Raw genomic sequence first — 2747 nt, 5'->3', positions numbered from 1 at the left:
CGGCCCTCGACCTGGACACTCCCGCTCCGCCGTCGCCGTGACGGCGGGGCGGGAGTGTCACAGGACGTTTACAGCGCGCGTTCCAGGCGGTCCGCCATCAGCTTGACGAAGCGGGCCGGCTCCTTCGGCTGGCCGCCCTCGGCGAGCACCGCGAGGCTGTACAGCAGCTCGGCGGTCTCGGCCAGCTCCGTGCGGTCCTCGCGCTCCTTGTACGCCTGGTTGAGGCCCTTCACCAGCTGGTGGTCCGGGTTCAGCTCCAGGATCCGCTTGGCGCGGGGCACCTCCTGGCCCATCGCGCGGTACATGTTCTCCAGCGCCGGGGTGAGGTCGTGGGCGTCGGAGACGACACAGGCCGGGGAGACGGTGAGGCGGGAGGAGAGCCGTACGTCCTTGATGTCCTCGTCCAGCCGCTCCTTCATCCAGCCGAGCAGTCCGGAGTACTCCTCGGTCTGCTTCTCCCGGTTCTCGTCGGCGCCGTCCTCGTCCTCGGCGTCGAGGTCGATCTGCCCCTTGGCGACGGAGCGCAGCTTCTTGCCCTCGTACTCGCCGACGGCGTCGGCCCACACCTCGTCGACCGGGTCGGTGAGCAGCAGCACCTCGATGCCCCGTTCCCGGAAGGCCTCCATGTGCGGGGAGTTCTCGATGCTCTGCCGGGACTCGCCGGTCAGGTAGTAGATGTCCTCCTGGCCGTCCTTCATCCGCTCCACGTACTGCTTGAGCGTGGTCGGCTCGGTGTCGTGGTGGGTGCTGGCGAAGGAGGCGACGGCGAGGATGGCGTCACGGTTCTCCGCGTCGGTGACCAGGCCCTCCTTCAGGACCGTGCCGAACTCCCGCCAGAAGGTGCCGTAGCGCTCCTGGTCCTTGGTCATCATCTCCTTGACCGTGGACAGGACCTTCTTGGTCAGCCGGCGCCGCATCATCTCGATGTGGCGGTCCTGCTGGAGGATCTCGCGGGACACGTTCAGCGACAGGTCGGCGGCGTCCACGACGCCCTTGACGAAGCGGAGGTACGGCGGCAGCAGCGCCTCGCAGTCGTCCATGATGAACACGCGCTTGACGTACAGCTGCACACCCCGCTTGAAGTCGCGGGTGAACAGGTCGTGGGGCGCGTGCGCCGGGAGGAAGAGCAGGGCCTGGTACTCGAAGGTGCCCTCCGCCTGGAGCCGGATCGTCTCCAGCGGGTCGCGCCAGTCGTGGCCGATGTGCTTGTACAGCTCGTGGTACTCGTCGTCGGAGACCTCGTCGCGGGGCCGCGCCCACAGCGCCTTCATGGAGTTGAGCGTCTCGGGCTCGGGCGTCTGGCCGTCGTCGCCGGACTTCTCGGGCACCATCCGGATCGGCCAGGTGATGAAGTCCGAGTACCGCTTGATGATCTCCCGGATCTTCCACGGGGAGGTGTAGTCGTGGAGCTGGTTCTCCGGGTCGGCGGGCTTGAGGTGCAGCGTGACCGAGGTGCCCTGCGGCGCGTCGTCGACCTTCTCCAGGGTGTACGTGCCCTCGCCGCGCGAGGACCACCGGGTGCCCTGGCTCTCGCCGGCCCGCCGGGTCAGCAGGGTGACCTCGTCCGCCACCATGAAGCCGGAGTAGAACCCGACGCCGAACTGGCCGATCAGCCCGTCCTCGCCGGCCTTGTCCTTGGCCTCGCGCAGCTCCTGGAGGAACTTCGCGGTGCCGGAGTTGGCGATCGTGCCGATGAGCTGCCCGACCTCCTCGTACGACATCCCGATGCCGTTGTCGCGGACGGTCAGGGTACGGGCGTCCTTGTCGATGTCGATCTCGATGTGCAGATCGGACACGTCGGCGTCGAGCGAGTCGTCCCAGAGCTTCTCCAGACGCAGCTTGTCCAGCGCGTCGGAGGCGTTGGAGACGAGTTCCCGCAGGAAGACATCCTTGTTCGAGTACACCGAGTGGATCATCAGCTGGAGCAGCTGACGGGCCTCTACCTGGAACTCGAAGGTCTCGGTCGGCATGTTCGCGAATACCTCACAGGTCCTGTTGCCCTGAACTGGTGGCAAACACTGTAAAACACCACGTCAGCGCGGTGGCCCGAAGACGGTGTCGGTGGCCGGATCCGCATGCCGCCGGCGCCGGGCGCGAGCGCCGGCGCCGGGCGCGGTCCCGGGGCGCCGGCGAGCCGGCGGTGATGATCAAAATCCGTGGCCATGACCGTCGGCTCTCCGGGTACCCGGCACTCCCGGCCCGGGCGCGCCGTACGGACGGCCGTCCGGGGACACCCCACCAGCGAGAACGGAGAGTGCAGATGAGCACGGTCAAGGAAACGGTGGAAGTCGGCGTACCGGTGCACACCGCCTACAACCAGTGGACGCAGTTCGAGAGCTTCCCGGAGTTCATGGAAGGCGTCGAGGAGATCACCCAGCTGGACGACCGGCACAATCACTGGACCACGAAGATCGGCGGGGTACGGCGGGAGTTCGACACCGAGATCGTCGACCAGCTGCCGGACGAGCGGATCACGTGGCGCACGGTCGGCGGCGACACCAACCAGAAGGGCAGCGTCCGCTTCGAACGGGTGGACGACACCCACACCAGGGTGGAGCTGGTGATGGACGTCGAGACCAGTGGGCCGGTGGAGAAGGTCGGGGACCTGATCGGCACCGTCGACCGCCGCGTCAAGGGCGACATGAAGCGGTTCAAGGAGTACATCGAGCAACGCGGCACCGAGTCCGGCGCGTGGCGCGGCCGGATCAGGCCGGGCGAGCAGGTCGTACAGGCCCTGGGCGGCGGTC

At 67.7% G+C, this 2747-nt stretch carries 2 protein-coding genes; one reads left to right on the top strand and one right to left on the bottom strand.

From position 1 onward, the window contains the following. Positions 1-68 precede the first annotated feature (68 nt). Positions 69-1970: a molecular chaperone HtpG gene (htpG, locus tag H5J33_RS30105; RefSeq protein WP_181797948.1), complete on the bottom strand. Its 1902-nt coding sequence runs from the start codon at positions 1968-1970 to the stop codon at positions 69-71. Between the two features lie 290 nt (positions 1971-2260). On the opposite strand from htpG, the gene H5J33_RS30100 reads away from it, so the two are divergent. Beyond that, positions 2261-2747 (top strand): SRPBCC family protein (locus tag H5J33_RS30100; RefSeq protein WP_181797947.1); only part of this gene is annotated, 487 nt, incomplete at its 3' end.

The sequence above is a fragment of the Streptomyces sp. WELS2 genome, assembly GCF_013870595.1.
Taxonomy (GTDB): Bacteria; Actinomycetota; Actinomycetes; order Streptomycetales; family Streptomycetaceae; genus Streptomyces.
Note: the sequence above shows the minus strand (reverse complement) of the source record. Positions and strands in the feature narration are given on the sequence as shown.